At 58.3% G+C, this 16,517-nt stretch carries 17 protein-coding genes and 1 pseudogene; 6 read left to right on the forward strand and 12 right to left on the reverse strand.

Annotated features, from left to right (window positions below; all coding sequences use genetic code 11):
• Position 1 precedes the first annotated feature (1 nt).
• Both traL and ACSH0F_RS14080 read right to left on the reverse strand, forming a co-directional pair.
• A complete protein-coding gene (gene traL, locus ACSH0F_RS14075; protein ID WP_006834208.1) occupies positions 2-289 on the reverse strand; it encodes a type IV conjugative transfer system protein TraL in 288 nt (95 codons plus the stop codon).
• A 31-nt stretch (positions 290-320) separates the two neighbouring features.
• Positions 321-653: a hypothetical protein gene (locus ACSH0F_RS14080; protein ID WP_006834207.1), complete on the reverse strand. Its 333-nt coding sequence runs from the start codon at positions 651-653 to the stop codon at positions 321-323.
• 364 nt (positions 654-1,017) lie between these two features.
• Between ACSH0F_RS14080 and ACSH0F_RS14085 the strand changes: the two genes are divergently transcribed.
• The 3 genes from ACSH0F_RS14085 to ACSH0F_RS14095 all read left to right on the forward strand — a co-directional run bounded on the left by ACSH0F_RS14085 (position 1,018) and on the right by ACSH0F_RS14095 (position 2,316).
• The gene (locus ACSH0F_RS14085; protein WP_006834206.1) at positions 1,018-1,509 is read left to right on the forward strand and encodes a hypothetical protein; all 492 of its coding nucleotides are present in this window, start codon (positions 1,018-1,020) and stop codon (positions 1,507-1,509) included.
• Positions 1,502-1,717, forward strand: coding sequence for a helix-turn-helix transcriptional regulator (locus ACSH0F_RS14090; RefSeq protein WP_006834205.1), 216 nt, complete (start codon positions 1,502-1,504; stop codon positions 1,715-1,717). Before ACSH0F_RS14085 ends, ACSH0F_RS14090 begins: the two co-directional genes overlap by 8 nt.
• Positions 1,718-1,926: 209 nt before the next feature.
• A complete protein-coding gene (locus tag ACSH0F_RS14095; protein WP_196793211.1) occupies positions 1,927-2,316 on the forward strand; it encodes a hypothetical protein in 390 nt (129 codons plus the stop codon).
• Positions 2,317-2,907: 591 nt separating this feature from the next.
• On the opposite strand, the gene ACSH0F_RS14100 is transcribed toward ACSH0F_RS14095, so the two are convergent.
• Positions 2,908-3,138, reverse strand: a complete 231-nt coding sequence (locus tag ACSH0F_RS14100; protein WP_006834202.1) for a hypothetical protein — start codon at positions 3,136-3,138, stop codon at positions 2,908-2,910.
• An 85-nt stretch (positions 3,139-3,223) separates the two neighbouring features.
• Here ACSH0F_RS14100 and ACSH0F_RS14105 point away from each other — a divergent pair.
• Positions 3,224-4,416 (forward strand): IS3 family transposase gene (locus tag ACSH0F_RS14105; RefSeq protein WP_369765956.1). Its coding sequence is split into 2 segments (ribosomal slippage): positions 3,224-3,473 and positions 3,473-4,416, totalling 1,194 coding nucleotides; the frame shifts between segments, so codons are not numbered across the junction.
• Positions 4,417-4,554: 138 nt separating this feature from the next.
• Here the strand turns inward: ACSH0F_RS14105 and ACSH0F_RS14110 are convergent.
• From ACSH0F_RS14110 to ACSH0F_RS14120, 3 genes are all read right to left on the reverse strand, one after another.
• The gene (locus tag ACSH0F_RS14110) at positions 4,555-6,141 is read right to left on the reverse strand and encodes an ABC1 kinase family protein (protein WP_006834199.1); all 1,587 of its coding nucleotides are present in this window, start codon (positions 6,139-6,141) and stop codon (positions 4,555-4,557) included.
• Positions 6,138-6,626: a MarR family winged helix-turn-helix transcriptional regulator gene (locus tag ACSH0F_RS14115; protein WP_094744504.1), complete on the reverse strand. Its 489-nt coding sequence runs from the start codon at positions 6,624-6,626 to the stop codon at positions 6,138-6,140. Before ACSH0F_RS14115 ends, ACSH0F_RS14110 begins: the two co-directional genes overlap by 4 nt.
• A gap of 408 nt (positions 6,627-7,034) precedes the next feature.
• The gene (locus ACSH0F_RS14120) at positions 7,035-7,220 is read right to left on the reverse strand and encodes a MarR family transcriptional regulator (RefSeq protein WP_228135198.1); all 186 of its coding nucleotides are present in this window, start codon (positions 7,218-7,220) and stop codon (positions 7,035-7,037) included.
• A 263-nt stretch (positions 7,221-7,483) separates the two neighbouring features.
• On the opposite strand from ACSH0F_RS14120, the gene ACSH0F_RS14125 reads away from it, so the two are divergent.
• Positions 7,484-8,371 carry an alpha/beta fold hydrolase gene (locus ACSH0F_RS14125; protein WP_006834196.1) on the forward strand — a complete coding sequence of 296 codons (888 nt, stop codon included), beginning with the start codon at positions 7,484-7,486 and terminating at the stop codon, positions 8,369-8,371.
• Positions 8,368-8,781 carry a hotdog fold thioesterase gene (locus tag ACSH0F_RS14130; RefSeq protein ID WP_006834195.1) on the forward strand — a complete coding sequence of 138 codons (414 nt, stop codon included), beginning with the start codon at positions 8,368-8,370 and terminating at the stop codon, positions 8,779-8,781. The genes ACSH0F_RS14125 and ACSH0F_RS14130 overlap by 4 nt, the downstream gene beginning before the upstream one ends.
• Positions 8,782-8,937: 156 nt before the next feature.
• On the opposite strand, the pseudogene ACSH0F_RS14135 reads toward ACSH0F_RS14130, so the two are convergent.
• From ACSH0F_RS14135 to ACSH0F_RS14160, 6 genes and pseudogenes are all read right to left on the reverse strand, one after another.
• A pseudogene (locus ACSH0F_RS14135) lies at positions 8,938-9,117 on the reverse strand (IS3 family transposase); the annotation flags it as partial.
• Between the two features lie 311 nt (positions 9,118-9,428).
• Positions 9,429-12,161: a TonB-dependent receptor gene (locus ACSH0F_RS14140; RefSeq protein ID WP_067506369.1), complete on the reverse strand. Its 2,733-nt coding sequence runs from the start codon at positions 12,159-12,161 to the stop codon at positions 9,429-9,431.
• 166 nt (positions 12,162-12,327) lie between these two features.
• Positions 12,328-13,398, reverse strand: coding sequence for an acyl-CoA dehydrogenase family protein (locus ACSH0F_RS14145; protein ID WP_067506366.1), 1,071 nt, complete (start codon positions 13,396-13,398; stop codon positions 12,328-12,330).
• A gap of 18 nt (positions 13,399-13,416) precedes the next feature.
• Positions 13,417-14,628: an acyl-CoA dehydrogenase family protein gene (locus ACSH0F_RS14150; RefSeq protein WP_063511641.1), complete on the reverse strand. Its 1,212-nt coding sequence runs from the start codon at positions 14,626-14,628 to the stop codon at positions 13,417-13,419.
• Between the two features lie 68 nt (positions 14,629-14,696).
• The gene (locus ACSH0F_RS14155; protein WP_006834191.1) at positions 14,697-15,023 is read right to left on the reverse strand and encodes a 2Fe-2S iron-sulfur cluster-binding protein; all 327 of its coding nucleotides are present in this window, start codon (positions 15,021-15,023) and stop codon (positions 14,697-14,699) included.
• Between the two features lie 28 nt (positions 15,024-15,051).
• Positions 15,052-16,314 (reverse strand): cytochrome P450, encoded by a 1,263-nt coding sequence (locus ACSH0F_RS14160; RefSeq protein WP_063511642.1) that lies wholly within the window; start codon positions 16,312-16,314, stop codon positions 15,052-15,054.
• Positions 16,315-16,517 lie beyond the last annotated feature (203 nt).

The following is a 16,517-nucleotide window of genomic DNA, read 5'->3' on the forward strand; positions in this document are numbered from 1 at the left end:
CTCAGCCCGCCAACAGGCGGCAGTGGGAGGGCGGCGTGGCCTTCAACCCGAGAAAGCTCCCGGGCAGGTACCAGTACGCAGCATGCACCAGTGCCGAACCGGCGCCGCGTGCCTTTGCCTTCCGCAAGGCAAGCCAGGCCCCGGCGGCCAGGCCGATACCGATGAAGATATGCTGCGAGAGAATGCCCCAGGCGAAGGGAATAAGGATCCCTGCAAACTCGTCGATGGTCCAGAAGCCGATGAGCTCCGGGTCGTCGAGCCGCCGTGGAACGAGGTACCTGTCGGCCATGCCGCCCTCCTGTCGTGACCGGATCCGCTGATCAGATGACCGCGGTCACGACCGAGGTGACGATCGGAACGCCGGTGCCGACACCGATGCCGACGCCGACCGGCACCGCGACCTGGCCGAGCGAGAAACGCCCGGAGGCGAGACCGATCAGGCCGCCCGCAAGGCTGAGCACAGTGATGATCTTGCCGCCCGAACCTTCGAGGAAGTCGGTGAACTTGGTCAACGCGGGATCGAAGGTGGTATCGGCCCCGGCAAAGGCGGCACCGGCGCAGGCCAGCGCCACGCAGGCGGGAAGAATGTAGTCGCGGCCGCGAGCCCCGTTGGGCGAGCGCTGCTGGACCGGAAGGGCAGTCTTGGTGGTCATGGATGGAAACTCCGAGGATTGAACATCAGCCAGCGATGCGTTCGCTGTATGTTCTTTCCTCTCCCCGGAGCCGGGCTGTAGGAAATCGGGAATTGGATTTTGGGGCTTTCGACCAAGCAAAAAGCGACATCGGGAGGTGCGATGCACGGGATTCGCGCAGGCTGATCGCGCAACAGCGCTGACTGTGCCGGCATCTGAGCGAAGAGAGCCGCGATATGCGCGCAGGCGACCGAAATTCGCGCGAATCGTCGGAGGAAGCTGATCGTTCCTTCCTCTATGTTCTCTAAATGTTCTTTTTGTTTTCCTACAGGCTTCCTTCGCGGTTAGCCGGAGAGTCGATCACTCTGGAGATAAGGATTCGTCGATGACCAACATGGCGCTCTTTGCCGAACAACAGGTTCGCGCCGACCTCGCCCGGCTGCTTTTGGCCGCCGTCGAAGCCAGCGGCCGTGCCCGCTGCGACATCGCTCGCGACGCGCAGATCCATAAGGATGCCCTGCGCCGTGTTCTTGCGGGCGAACGCTCGGCCAGCCTCGGCGAAGCCTTGCGCATTCTTGCCGCGAGCGGCGTCGCGCCGCACGCACACCTGCTCCTGTTCCTCGTCAGCGGCGGCGATCACGCGATTGCGTGGCTGCAATCGGACCTCGCGCAATTCTTCGAGGACTTTTCCGGCGAACTGCCTTCAGCGCTCGAGCGTGTCTTGGGCAACCAGGTTCACGATGTGAAGCCGCGCTGGGCCAAGGGGACCGCGCACCGCGTCGCCCGCTTGCTCTCCGACCACATCGACGAGCTCGAACGCAAGGATGCGCTGCTTGGCGATGTCTTTGCCGGTGCCGAGGGAGGCCATCGTGGGTGAAGAGATAGACAAAGGAGCGACCGAAACCCGGCGGGTGACGCGGCTCATTCGCCTGCCCGAAGTTCAGCATCGCGTCGGGCTTGGCCGTTCGACAATCTATCGCTGGATGGCCGAGGGCAAGTTTCCGAAGCCCGTGCAGCTGGGTGGATATGCGGTCGCATGGGCAGAAGACGAAGTGGAGGCCTGGATTTCGGACCGCCTGAAGTGACCGCTTATTGGTCTGGAGCTGACTGGTTGGAGGCGGACGTGCCATCGACAGGGGCAGTCAAAGGCATCCTTTGCGCGGTCGCCGGATCGAAGCAGTCGGCCCGATACCCTCGAGTATTGGGAGCGCTCGTCGCTGCAAGAACCGAGCTGATTTCGGAAGCCACCGGCGCCTATTAAGGAACATACAATATTGAGTAGGTCGAGCCGATCATGACAAAGTGCATCGAACAAGATTTCCCGTGTCAAAATCAAGAGTACGATGCGTTCGATCAAATAGCGCTCTTAGAACTAAGCCAGCCAATTTCTGCCCATGAGTTGGTGAACGAGAGCGCATTTTGTGCGGAACTGCCGGTCGACGACGAACTTCGTATTGGGAACATAACGTACAAGCTCTATCTTAAATTCCTCCGTGGTCAGACAGGCCTCTATCACCTGTGGGTAGACTATGACGCCTGCGACGACCATGGCAATTACACGATGTTATGCGTGTATGTCGGGAAAGGGTTTGCTGAGCTTCGCGTTGATAGCCACGTCAAAAAAATGGCCGAAGAATGCCCAGCTATACGTGACATTCACCAGCATGGAGAATCGTCTCTCTAAGTACTACGAGCAATTGTTTCTCGATGTGTACGATTTCGAATTAAACAACATTGAGAATTCTGGCGCAGAACATCTGTTTGCGGTTTGGGATGAGGAACGCCATCACTTGGAAACGCACTTGAATGAGGTTTCCAATCTGAGCAAAATTCAAAGTTTCGACGACTGGTAAGAAGTCGTAATCCGACCGGCCTCAGGTCGAACGAACTCCAGTCTACAGCCCACGCCGTTACCGGTCTGGACGTCTGGTGTTTTGGCGCAGAGCGGCGGCTATATTACACCCCAAAAGCGACCGCCGAGCACGAATATGGCCGCATGATTCTTCAAGAGATCGCACACCTGCGTGGAGCAATGAGAGCTTCCGGATCAGATCGGCTTAATGCCTTCGAATTGGACATCGGCAGCGTGTCCCCGCCAGATGGGCCTTTCAACGTTTTCCGCCAACGCAAAGCCAAAAGATGCGAAATTCCCCAAGTGACTGAGAGCTTCGCATTGCTTAGCGATGGCCTCTACGTTGCTCGGGATCTGAGCCACCTTTTCTGGATATCGCGCTGCTCGTACGATTACCCACTCGGGTCCATTGTCTCCGACAAATCAGATGTTCGGATCGACGTTGGGATTTGAGTGAGTGGACATGATCTCGAAACCCTTCCTTTGGAGCCATTGCTTGACAACTTGAACTGCAAAATCAAGTAGTTCCCAGTCGGTAACCTCAATGAGTTCATCTGAGGCCAGGGAAAACGGATCGACCGATTGCGCGTTTCTAAGGTCGATCAAGCCCCAACCGCCCAACTGCGGTTTCCAGCCTGTCAGCGTCCTTCCCATCGGCCAGAGGTGACCTTCCCCCCGAAAAGTGGTCCGTTTTGAGAGTTAGGATTTCGGCTATTTACGGCTTGAAAGGGGCTGATGAATGGCACGGAAGAGATACACGCCGGAACAGATTATCGGGATACTGCGTGAGGCCGAAGTTCGGCTCTCGCACGGAGAGAAGATCGGGGAGATCAGCCGATCGCTGGGGATTTCGGAGCAGAGTTACTATCGCTGGCGACGCGAGTACGGTGGGCTGAAGGTCAGCCAGGCTCGGCGATTGAAGGATCTCAAGAAGGAGAACCAGCGGCTCAGGAAGGCGGTGTCTGATCTTACGCTCGATGCGCTGATCCTGAAGGAGGTTGTCGAGGGAAAGTACTGAGCCCTTCACGGCGTCGGCTGGCCATCGACCATGTGCAGGAGGCATTGGATATCTGCCAGCGCCGTGCCTGCCGGGTCGTTGCCCAGCACCGCTCGACCCAGCGCAAGCTGCCCGCACCACCAGCCGACGAGAAGCCGCTGACAGCTGCAATCATCCGGCTGGCCCAGCAATATGGTCGCTACGGCTATCGCCGGATCACGGCGCTGCTGCGCAATGAAAGTTGGTTGGTGAACGCCAAGCGGGTCGAGCGGATCTGGCGCCGTGAAGGGCTCAAGGTTCCGCAGAGACAGCCAAAGCGCGGGCGTCTGTGGTTCAACGATGGATCATGCGTGAGGCTGCGTCCGCAATATAGTGGCCATGTGTGGAGCTACGACTTCGTCATGGATCGCACCCATGACGGCAAGGCCTTCCGCATGCTTACCGTGATCGACGAGTACAGCCGCCAGTGCCTGGCGATCCATGTCCAGCGCAAGCTCAAGAGCGATGATGTCCTGGCCGTGCTGACCGAGCTGTTCCAACGCCATGGTCCGCCTGATCACATCCGTAGCGATAATGGCGCTGAGTTCACTTCTCATGCCGTGCGCGACTGGCTCTGGCGGATTGGTGTGAAGACCCTCTACATCGAACCCGGATCACCATGGGAGAATGGCTACAACGAATCCTTCAACGGCAAGCTCAGGGATGAGCTTCTCAACGGGGAGATCTTCTACACTCTGAAGGAGGCAATCATCCTGATCGAGCGCTGGCGTATCCACTACAACACCGTCCGGCCACACTCTTCGCTGGGCTACCAGCCGCCGGCCCCACAAACGATCTTGCCTCGTCCTGCCATGCTGCCTTACGCTGCGCTCCAGGCCGCCCAGCAGGGCGACCCCAACCGCCGGAACTCTAACTTAACCGGTGGACCACCCTGATGGGGCAGGTCAGCAGCATGGTGGCGGCAGGCACCGCTTCGGCAGGTTTCTGTTCGGTCATTTCCACTCTTCTCCCTTGATGTAGCCAATATCGGTGCCGGGCGGCCGTGGTCTAAGCGTTCATTGTGTGTGGTCTTATCAGTTCCATCTAGGAATGAGTGCTATTCCCGCGAAAGCCAGAACAATTCCTGCCAGTAACAACGATTGGTCGGCCAGCAATGCGGCAGAGATGATCAACGCTGCCACCACCGGACCCTTGACGGGGGTGCTGCGGTCCTCTTCCCGCGTCAGATGGTTCAGACTGGCTGGGTCGATGGATACCTGAATCGTACCTGATCGAGCGACCGAGGCAACGTTATCGATTAGCTCGGGCAGCGATGCCGAGAAATCAAGCAGGCCACTGCGGACCTTGGCCAAATGATCCCGCGCGGCTCCGATCGAAAATCGCTCGGCAAACAATTGCATCACGATCGGCTTCGTTTCTTCGGCGATATTGTAGTCCGGCGCCAAAGAGCGAACGAAGCCCTCTGCGGTCAGCAGGGTGCGCAGCAAAATAGCGAGGTCGGGCGGCAATACGAGGCGATAATCGCGCAACAATCCGAAAACCCGATCGAAAATTGCCGCGAATTCTATCCCGGCAAGAGCTGTGCCGCTAAATTCCGCGATCAGCTCATCCAGGTCCATCACCAATTGCGCGCGATCCACGAGTGGATTGCCTGCCCAGTCGAGCAGCAGATCGGCCACCTTGTCTATCTGTCCGTTCGCGATAGCGAAAATCAGTCGGACGATTTCCTGACGCCGCGCGCCGCTGAGAAAGCCGACCGAGCCGAAATCGATGAAGCCTACCTGGTTCCCTTCCATCCAGAAGACGTTGCCGGGATGCGGGTCGCCATGAAACTCTCCATTGAGAAGGATCATCCGTAGCACTGCATCGGCATAGCGCTTCGCGAACTGGGCATTCCCTGCCGGATCAGTTGCCGGGTGCCGCGACGCGGGCTTTCCGCCCAGGGCTTCCTGCACATTGATCGTCAAGCCTGTGAGTTCCCAGTGGATCGCGGGCGTCTTCACCCCAAGCATCTCCAGATAACCGCCAATCCTTTCACAGGCACGTGCTTCTGCCGCCAGGTCCATCTCCCGCGCTAAATTCTTGGCGAATGTCTGAAGGAATTCCACGGGTCGATAGCGGGCAATGTCGCTTGACCGACGCTCGGCGAGGCCCGCGAGCCGTGTCAACAGCCTCATGTCCGCCTCGATCCTGGACGCCATGCCGGGTCGGCGGATTTTCACGATAGTCTCGCTTCCGTCCAGCAGGGTTGCGACATAAGTCTGCGCGATAGAGGCTGAGGCGATCGGGTTTCTCTCGAAAGCGGCGAATTCACGTTCCCAGTCGCTGCCCCAAGCCGATACAATCACCGGTTCGATCTTATCGAACGGCAGCGGTTCCACCTGGTCGTGGAGAGTGCCGAACGCGGAAATCCAGGGTTGTGTAAACAGATCGCTTCTGGTCGCCAGGAGCTGGCCAAGCTTTATTCCGACAGGGCCGACATCGCGCAACAGCGCCACCACCGATGCAGGACGCAAGTCCTCGGTATCTGGCTCATTCTCCGAAACCGGCATAAAGCCAAGCAAGCTTCCGAGATTTTTCAGACCGTGCCGGGCGAAAATCTGACCGAGTTCTGCTAGCCGCGTCAGTTCACCGACACTGTTTTCCAGATCATGCTTCATCGGCTTTCTTCGCAAGTGTCAGCCTGCTTCTGATTCTCCGCAACTTTTCGAAGCATCGTACGCAGGAGGTCGATTTGAGGCGCAGACATTCCCTTCCAGAGAATTTCGTGGAGTCGATCAGCCGCTTCGCGCAGTTCCGGCCAGATGGTTCTTACTTGCTCGGTGAGGTGGAGGTTCCAAACCCTTCGATCGTGCGCCGCCCGCTCTCGCTCGATCAAACCTTTTTCAACCAAAACTGCGACAGCCTGTCCTATCGTCGCCGATTCAAGCTCGAGCAGGCGAGAAATCTCGGTCTGTGTTAGCGTAGGTTCTCGCAACAAGGACGCGATGATCCGCCATTGTGTTTGATTGAGGTCGAGCCCCACGATCAGAGCGTCGAAGGTCCGCCGAGCGGTCCTGTTCACCTCTTCTAGCAAATAAAGGATGTCATCCTTTTCGTTGGGGGCGTAATCACGTATCTCATCTTTCGGCATATGCTTATCCATAGCGCTATCTTGGAAGGCTCGCGCATGCCTGGCGTGTTCAAGCTCAGCGTCAACCATATTCGCTAGCAGTGCCGCCATGCAAACACTCGCTGATTTCACGCTACAGCAGAAACTGAATCCGATGGTCGCTCAAGCTGATAAGGAACCGAACGGCGCTGGGTGAGTGCGGGGGCTCCGGCCACCTCGCCTGCCACGACTGCCGGGATGTTATGATCGCATGCGCTCGGCGTCCCTCATCTGAGCATCAGACCCCCTGAAGGGCAAACGCGGGCGTGAACGCGGGGCATGGGCTCGATTTCGAGTGATTATGGCTCGCTGCCCAGATTGTCATGCATCCTAGCCAGCGATCCGCGTAAGCGCTCCAGTTCCCCAAAACGGATCCCCCCGAGCAAGCGAGCATACATTGCATCAGCTTCTACTCGCATCTTGGGAAGTAGCTCGATTGCGGCAGGGCGTAAATGAACCCGCCAAACGCGCCTGTCGTTCTTCGCGCCTGCGTCTTTCCACCAGCTCAAGTTCTTCCAGGCGATCAATAGTCTGGCCGATGCTAGCGCGCTCTAGCTTCAGTTCCCGAGCCAGCTCTGTCTGGGTCATGCCTGGGCTCCGAAAGATAAGCCAATATACTCCATTGCGTCCGCGTGAGCCCGAATTGTTCAACCGAAGAATCGGCGGTCCTGCGCAAACGCCGGGTCACTTCCTCCATAAGAAAGAACAGCCGATCGGTATCGGTGAGGGAACTTGCCCCCCTTTGTATCCGCGTCATAGCCCGTCATGGCAGCCATCTAGGGCAACCTACCATAGCGGATCAGGAAATAAAGCCGTTTACTGTAAATCGATTTACAATATGAGGTTGCGGTATGCAGTCGCAAACTTTCCATATCGGGGGAAATGGTGGCATCTCCATAGCAGCCGAAGCGACCGGAAATGCCGATGCTTTACCGGTCTTGCTCGCGCATGGGGGCGGCCAGACCCGTCACGCATGGAAACGTGTCACAGCCGATCTCGCCAATGCGGGATTTCGTCCGATCGCAATTGATATGCGCGGTCATGGCGACAGCGAATGGTCTGCCGAGGGCGCTTACGAAACGCGCGACTTCGCTTCAGATCTCGTTGCGATCGCTTCAAAAATGGACCGCAAGCCAGCGCTCGTCGGGGCCTCCCTTGGCGGGTTGGCCGGACTGATCGCCGAAGGACACCTTGCGCCGGGCCGCTTCGCGTCGCTCACTCTCGTCGACATCGCGCCGCGTATGGAGACGGGGGGCGTTATGCGCGTAGTCGGCTTTATGGAGGAGCACGTGGAGACCGGTTTCTCTTCACCGGACGAAGCGGCAGAGGTCATCGCGCGCTACATGCCACATCGCCGCAAGCGCGGAGCCGGCAAGGGCTTACGGCGCTATCTGCGAGAGAAGGAAGACGGCCGCTACTACTGGCATTGGGATCCGGCCTTTATCCGCAACATCACACTAGCCAAGCGAAGCGATCCGGCTCATCAGGAACGCCAGTTTGATGCGCTGAACGATGCAGCCAGCAGGCTTTCGCTGCCATTGCATATTATTCGCGGCGGATCGAGCGATCTGGTTTCCGAAGACGCGGTCGCGCAATTGCTCGAACTTGTTCCACACGCTGAATACACCGACATCGCAGAGGCAACACATATGGTGGTTGGCGATGCCAACGATGCCTTTTCGGCAGCGATACTCGATTTTCTCAAGCGTAATCACAGTCCGCAGGGAGCCGTTACATGACCGATAATCTGACAAGGATCGATCCTAAGCGCCTCGAAGAGATCCTGCAGATTGCCCCGTTTCACCGGTGGCTTGGCCTCACTTTACGGTCATGCTCGAACGAGCAGCTTGAACTGGAGATGCCTTGGCGCGACGAGATCGTGTCAAACCCGGCAATCGGTTCAGCGCATGGCGGCGTGCTCGCCTCTCTGATCGATTTAACCGGGCTCTACACCTTATTGTCGCAAGGTACAGGGGCCAAGGCGACCGCCGATCTGAGGGTCGACTACCACCGCCCGGCAACCTCGGGACCACTCGTAGCATCGGGCAAAATAATCAAGATCGGTAAAAATATCTCGGTCGCTGAAACACGTGTATACGGTCCTACTGGCAACCTTTTGGCTAGCGGCCGCGGTGCCTACGTATGCTAACAGCGTTATCCTAATGGAACTAACTGCAGGGCGAAAATTAGCAGGTCTGTTCCTCGAAGACCTGCAAAATAGTCCCACGACTTTCAGAGCGAATTGCGTCGCGATAGCCGCCTTCCAATGAGTGACGTGACCCCCTGATCTTCCCCCCAGCCGGGATTAGAGCCGAGCCGCGTTGATGCGTATGAGCGCGGTTGAAGCAATGGGCTGCGCAGCGGAGCCCGTAGGGCGTGGCGAAGCAGGCCATTGCTTATCTAGTTCGGCGGCGAACGCCGCCGGTGTCGCGTAGCCAAGGGATGAGGGCGGTCTCTCTCGGTTGTAGTCTTCCACCTGACCTGCCCCATCAGGGTGGTCCACCGGTTAAGTTAGAGTTCCGGCGGTTGGGGTCGCCCTGCTGGGCGGCCTGGAGCGCAGCGTAAGGCAGCATGGCAGGACGAGGCAAGATTGTTTGTGGGGCCGGCGGCTGGTAGCCCAGCGAAGAGGGATTCCTGCAGCGAACACCGCTGCCGGCCTCTCCCTATCACATCATCGACGATATTGAGCACACGGAACTTTTGTTCGGACGCCACCTAGTCGTGAGCAAATAAAAGTTCGAAAAAGAGGGCTCGACACAGCGAAGCGCCGAACCCTCTTGCAATTAGCGAGTAAGTTTAAAACTTGCCGCGCACGGTGATGCCGTAAGTCCGGGGTTCCGCAAGAAAAGCGGAGAACGTTTGTTGCGGAGCCACGAAAGGCGTGTTGAAGGCCACCTGCGTATACCCAACGTCAAACAAATTATTGACCCATCCCTCGATCGCGAAGCGATCCGCAATATTGGTCAGACCCACACGCCCGTTCACTACGACGAAGCTGTCCTGTTCCTTGCCGAAGAGCAGGTCGGAGCCGGTGTTGTAATCACCAGCCATACGAGCGTTCACGAAGACCAGGCCTTCGAGCCCACTGTCGCCGATTGGCGGCGTCCACGTAAGCGACGATGTTGCCACGATCTCTGGTGCATTCGACAGGTTGTCGCCTGGCAGCAAGCGTAGTGCGGGGTCGAGCGGTGCCCCGGTATCGTCCCCGATAAGATTGTCTTCAAAGCTCGTATCAGAATAGGTGACGCCAAGGGTAATATCCAAATCACGAGCGGGCCGTAGATAGGTTTCGATCTCGACACCTTGAGCGATCAGACCTGGTGCAACTTCATCGGAAGAGCATGCACCGGTTGTCGCGCTTGCGTCTCTGTCGGCCCCGCCGAGATCGCTATCGCAACTATTGACCGTCTGCACAATGTAGAACGCCCCATTGAACGTGTTCAACTGGAAGTTACTGAACTCTTGCCGGAAGCCTGCAATGCTAACCCCGAACTCGCGTGTCGAGTATTTGAGGCCGATCTCATATGCATCGACTGTTTCTTCATCGAACTGCAGCGCGGCTGCCGAGATATTGGCCGGATCGAACGCAAGCGGATTTGACAGTGCAGACCTGTCGAGGTTGAAACCGCCCGCCTTGTAGCCGCGTGAATACGAACCGTAGACTAGCAGATCGGGAGTTGGCTTCCAGCTCAGGATAGCCGTGCCGGTAAACTCCTCTTCTTCGCGCGAGTCTTCGAGAGAAACTCCATCGAGCTCCGATGTCGAATTGCCTTGGCAGGAAAGGCTGATGATACCACCGGCCAGAGGTGCCAAAGTCGGAACACCCAGAAAGCCTCCGAGCAGATTGCGGTTTGTCGGACAAACCGTGTTGTCGTTGCGGAAAGTTGCGTCGAAGTCCTTGGTTTCGTTTGTATAACGAAGCCCCAGCGTCAAATCGAGCGTATCCGTGATCGCAAAGATATTATGCGTGAAGAACGCGAAGTTCTCACTCGTCTGATTGTAGACCTCGCTGACCGTTCCCAAATCGCTGATGCTTGCAAGGTTGTTGATACCTGCGAGGATCGCCGGGGTTGCAGCGCCGAATGCCGGGCTTCCGGTCAGCGTACCGTCCAATGCCGCCACGTTGGCACCCAGGCAATTGGAAGCCCCCGGATTGACCAAAGCCGGGTTGATCGCGATAGCGATGCGGCACGCTACGAAATTGCCGTACTGGGTGCCGAACCGCAGATTGTCACGCACCTGCAGTTCTTCATTGGCGTAATACGCGCCGATCAACCAATCGAGTTTGCCATCGAAGGCCTCACCGGTAAGGCGCAGTTCCTGAGTGAATGTTTCAAAGTCTCGAGCAAGAGCATTCTCGGTCGGAGCGCGGTAGAGAATATCGACAGTAGTGTAATCGGTGTCAGATCCCTGGCTGTTGGCATATTCACGGTAGCCCGTGATAGACGTCAACGTGACGTTCCCGAAATCCCAATTGATCTCAGCCGAAATACCGTAGTCTTCGGTTTCGCCTTCATAGCTTCTGCCCGGCGTAGGGTACAGGTCGCGGTTGAATGTATCCTGGGTGAGGGCACGCGGATCCTGCCCAAGCGCAAGCAACACGGGAACGATCGGATTTGCGGTACTCGTCAGGGCGGCCCCATCCGATGGCCTCGTAAAGGGATCAAATCCAGCGCTGATCCGTGCAAGCGGAGCAAACTCGGGCTGGACGAACGTCGCGGCACAGCACGCTTCGTCCTTTTTGGAATAATCCCCGACAAGGCGAATGGACAGGTCGTCATTGGGTTCGAACAGGAGCTGACCGCGGACCAGATAACGATCGCGATTGTTGATCGTCCCGCCGTTGGTAATATCGTTGTAGAAGCCGTCGCGCTCAAAGTAAACGCCGTCCACACGCGCAGCTACGGTGTCGCCAAGCGGAGCGTTTATGCCACCTTCGACGCGGATCGCATCATAGTTGCCATAAGTGAAGGCCCCGTATGCGCTGAAATCGAACTCGGGCGGTGCGGTGTAGATATTGATCAGGCCTGCCGATGAGTTCCGCCCGCCCAGAGTACCTTGGGGACCGCGAAGGATTTCGACCCTGTCGATAGGGCCGAGCTCACTCAGGGCGCTTCCCGAACGAGAGCGATAGACTCCATCGACAAAAACCGCGACCGAACTTTCCAGACCAGGGTTGTCGCCGACCGTGCCGATACCGCGAATACGCGCGGAACCGTTAGCTTCGTTGCCGGTGGAAGACACCAGCAGGGACGGTGCAACCTGGTTCAGCTCACGTATGTCGCTGGCGCCCGAATTCTGGAGGGTTTCTCCGGAAACAGCTGACACGGCGACTGGAACATCCGCCAAGACCTGCGATCGCCCTTGCGCGGTAACAATGATTACGTTTTGGTCTTCGACATCGGCCCCTTCAACCAGATCCGCATCGGGTTCGCCAACATCCTGGGCGAAGGCGGCTGTCGGTGTGAAGGCAAGTGCCGCTGCCAATGCACCAAGGGCGCAATGGTGGCGTGATGGAAATCTTTTCATGTGCCTCTCCTCTAAGAATGTGCCCCATCCTAGGCACTAGTCGATGTTAGAAACGATGCCGATAAGCGCGTTTCATTTCAAGACTTGGTAGATGAATTGACGGATTATTTCACATTGTCGACAAGCATGTGGCAAAAATGCCATGCAGGTCACTACATGCAGGTTTCTAGTAGCCAGAAAGCTTGGAAAATCGGTCCTTTAACCAGCTCGACGAACCGAAGCTCTGCTCCAGCACGCGGGCGCGCTTGAGATAGAAGCCGACGTCGTACTCATCGGTCATGCCGATCCCGCCGTGCAGCTGGATGCCCTCGTTTGCCATGGTGTGCATAACGCGGTTGGCTTCCGTCTTGGCGATGGTCGCCGCGCGCGCCACGCCGAAGCCGGCATCGACGGCTTGCAGGCCCGCCTCGACCGCGCTGCGCATCTGGGCGAGATCGGCGAAGAGGTCCGCCATGCGGTGTTGCAGCGCCTGTAAGCTCGCCAGCACCTGGTTGAACTGCACGCGCTGCTTCAGATAGTCGAGCGTGTCGTCGAACACCTGCTGCGCCATGCCGAGCATTTCGGCTGCGGTGAGCACGCGCGCGCGGTCGAGCACGTCATCGAGCAGGCTGTCGCCGCCATTGGCGAGCTTCTCCGCCGCCGCGCCGTCGAAGGTGACGTCGGCATGGCTGCGCTGGTCGGTCAGCTTGCGGGTGGTGAGCGCGACGCCGTCGCCTTTCTCGACCAGGTAAAGCCCGTCCTTCGCCGCGACGACGAACAGGTCCGCACCATGCGCTTCATGGACGAAGGCCTTGGTGCCGCTCAGCTTGCCGTCGGACACACTGGTCTCGATCTTCGCAGGATCGTGGCTCGGCCCTTCGTCGACGGCGAGGGTGGCGATGGCCTCGCCGCTCGCCAGCCTGGGCAGCCACCTGGCCTTCTGCTCGTCGCTGCCGCCAAGAACGATCGCCGAGGCGGCGACGGTGTTCATCACCAGCGGGCTGGCGGTGAGCGTCTTGCCGAGTTCCTCGACGACGAGGCCCGCGGACAGGAAGCCGAAGTCCGACCCGCCATGCTCTTCGGGGATGATGACCCCGGCCCAGCCCATCTGTGCCATCGTCGCATAGGCGTCGCGGTTGAAGGCTTCGGGCTCGCCGCTGGCGCGGACCTTGCGGAATTCGGTGACCGGGCTTTCGTTGACGGTCCATTCGCGCGCCATGTCGCGCAGCATTTCCTGTTCTTCGTTGAGAACGGCCATTGTCCTTGCTCCCCTCTCTTACTGGTGGTCGAGCATGCCGAGCACGCGCTTGGCGATGATGTTGTTCTGGATTTCGGTCGAGCCGCCATAGATGGTGGTCGCCTTGCCGAAGAGCCACGCGCGCACGGCCTCCAGCTCGCCGTCCGAAAAGCCGTCGCCTTCCCAGCCGAGGCCCTGCAACCCGCGGATTTCGATCAGCAATTCGCTGCGTTCCTGGCTCAGCTTGGTGCCGAGCTTCTTGAGCACAGAGCTGATTTCGGAGACGCCGCCAGCTGCCTTGCTCTCTTCCATCGCGCGGCGCGCGGTGAGCAGGAAGCTGTTCCAGCGGATTTCGAAATCAGCGATCTTGTCGCGCAGCACCGCATCGGCGAGTTCGCCGTCGGCGCCCGTCGGCTGGTACTTCTTGGCGATATCGCCAAGGCTCTGGCCCATGAGACGGGCGAGGCTGCCGCCGCCCGAGATATTGGTGCGCTCGTGCTGCAGCAGGCGCTTGCCGATGGTCCAGCCCTGGCCTTCCTCGCCGACGAGGTTTTCCTTGGGCACCTTCACGTCGGTGAAAAAGGTTTCGCAGAACGGGCTGGTCCCGCTGATCATGGTGATCGGGCGAACTTCGACACCGGGCTTGTCCATGTCGATCAGCATGAAGCTGATGCCCTTGTGCTTGTCGCTCTTGTCGGTTCGCACAATTGCAAAGCACTTGTCGGCCCATTGGCCGCCGCTGGTCCAGGTCTTCTGGCCGTTGACGAGGTAGTGGTCCCCCTTGTCCTCGGCAAAGGTCTGGAGGTTGGCAAGGTCGGAGCCGGCATTGGGTTCCGAATAGCCCTGGCACCAGCGGATCTCGCCGCGGGTGATCGGCGGGATGTGTTCCTTTTTCTGCGCCTCGTTCCCGTATTCGAGCAGCGTCGGCCCGAACATCATGACGCCCATGCCGCCGATCGGGTTGTAGGCACCCGCCTTGGCGAATTCCTGGTCGATGATCTTGGCCTGCGCCTTGGTGAGGCCGCCGCCGCCGTATTCCTTCGGCCAGGTGGGGGTGCCCCAGCCGCGCGCGCCCACGGCTTCGCGCCACTTGGTCTGCGCCGGCGTTTCATTGGTGGGGCCGTCCACGCCGGCCAGCGCGTTCGACTGGCCCTTGAGTTCGGCGGGAAAATTGTCCGCCAGAAACTGCTGCACTTCCGCGCGGAAGGCGTCTTCGTCGGTCTGGGTTGCGGGCTCGATTTGTGTGGCCATGGGTGTTTTCTCGAAGAATCAAGGAAAGACAGATAAGAATGTAGGCTACGGGGACGAGGATCCCTCCGTCAGTATTGTTGTTCGGGTAGGTGAAGAACCAATCCATCCAGCATCGGCTTCATCGGAATCTGACAGGCAAGGCGACTGTATTCAGTGGTGCCTTCGGCGAACTGCAAGAGGTCGGCCTCCATTCCATCATGCATAAGCCGACCCACCTTGTCGATCCATTCGGGATCGACATGCACATGACAGGTCGCGCAAGCACATACCCCTCCGCAATCGCCATCGATACCCGGCACGTCATTGTATAGCGCCGCTTCCCTGGCTGTCTCGCCTTCTTCTATTTCGACCTCCCGTCGCTCACCATCGCTAGCCACGAACGTAATTTTGATCATCTTGAACTCCGCATTTCGATCTCGAGAGTCAGCGGGCGCGGAGCCGCACCGGCAGCCTGGTGATTCCGCGGACGAGGTTTGAAAAAAGACGCTCTGGTTCACCTGTAACCTCGACCCGGGAAAAGCGCTTGTGAATTTCTTCCCAGATGATCCGCAGCTGCAGTTCCGCGAGCCGGTTTCCCATGCAGCGGTGAATGCCATAGCCGAATGAGAGGTGATGGCGCGGATTTTTGCGGTCGATGATGAACTGGTCCGCGCGCTCGATAGCACTCTCGTCGCGGTTGCCTGACAGGTACCACATCACCACCTTGTCGCCCTTCTTGATCTGTTTGCCGCCGATCTCCCAATCTTCCAGCGCGGTGCGGCGCATATGAGTGAGGGGGGTCTGCCAACGGATGATTTCCGGAACCATTTTGCTAATGAGCGAAGGATCCGCGTCGAGTTTCGCGTACTCGTCCGGGCTTTGGTTCAAGGCGAGCACGCCGCCGCTGATGGAATTGCGTGTTGTGTCGTTTCCACCGACGATCAGCAGCATAAGATTGCCGAGAAACTCGAGGAACGGCATGTCGCGCGTGGCGGGAGAATGAGCCATCATCGAGATGAGGTCGTTCTTCGGCTCCTCGTTTATCCGTTCGTCCCACAGAGTCTTGAAATACATCGCGCAACCGATGAGTTCTTCGCGCCGCGCCTCGTAGGATTCGACGATCCCGGTTTCAGGTGCCGCAGTTGCTACATCGGACCAGCGCGTCAGCTTGCGCCGCTCCTCCCAAGGGAAATCAAACAAGGTTGCCAGCGTCATCGTCGTCAACTCGATCGCAACCTTATCCACCCAGTCGAAATCTTCGCCAATCGGGAGTTCATCGAGAATCTCTCCCGCGCGCTTGCGGATGATCGGCTCGAGCAGTTGCAGGTTGGACGGAGCCACTGCCGGAGTCACCGCCTTGCGCTGCTGATCGTGCTTGGGCGGGTCCATCGCTATGAACATTTCAAGTTCGAGCGCGCCTTCCACCGAATGCATGTCCTGGATTGCAATTCCGCCTAGCTTCGCTTCCGAAGAGAAGACCTTATGATTGGTGTCCACCGACATGATGTCGTCGAACTTGGTAATGGACCAGTAAGGGCCGACATAGCTCTCGCGGCAGTAGTGGACAGGTTCTTCGGCGCGCAACCTGTCAAAAAATAGACCGATGGTATCGTTCTGAAACAGGCTTGGCCGGGCCACGTCGATTTCCTCGATCGGAATTGACGCGATCCTCGCCGCGGCATCCGGCTCGGCGATCTGGCTGTCCATAAGAACTATTCCTTCTACATCTCAGGCCTGATCGGCCTTCAGTCATCCTTAAGGGAGACATCTCGTGCAGTCAATAAATCGTATACTCTTTTAGTCCCTTGCAGACACCAATCCCATCGGATAGTGTGCCGATCCAGCGAAGGTTTGCTAATATCCTTATACTGTTTATTCGAGAGGTGCGGGTGTGCTGATGAGTGGCGGAT

This window comes from Qipengyuania sp. 902 (genome assembly GCF_051195295.1).
Classification (GTDB): domain Bacteria; phylum Pseudomonadota; class Alphaproteobacteria; order Sphingomonadales; family Sphingomonadaceae; genus Qipengyuania.